Raw genomic sequence first — 203 nt, forward strand, 5'->3', positions numbered from 1 at the left:
GAGGATCGTGCTTTCCAAACCAACAGTGCAGGCGCCGTCATCCAGTACCGCCGCGATCTTACCGTCGAGGCCCGCCAGAACATGCGCAGCCGTGGTGGCGCTGATTTTGCCCGATGGGTTGGCCGAGGGCGCGGCCACTGGACCATCGAGTGCCTGCAAGACCTGCCGCATGGCGGGGTGGGCTGGCACGCGCACCGCAAGGC

Annotated in this window: 1 protein-coding gene; it reads right to left on the minus strand. The window is 67.0% G+C overall.

Going from position 1 to position 203, the window contains the following annotated elements; all coding sequences use genetic code 11:
* A partial coding sequence (locus A3722_RS10035) for an L-threonylcarbamoyladenylate synthase (RefSeq protein ID WP_201722005.1) occupies positions 1-203 on the minus strand: 203 nt, incomplete at both ends.

The sequence above is a fragment of the Sulfitobacter sp. HI0027 genome (genome assembly GCF_001634775.1).
Lineage (GTDB): Bacteria > Pseudomonadota > Alphaproteobacteria > Rhodobacterales > Rhodobacteraceae > Sulfitobacter.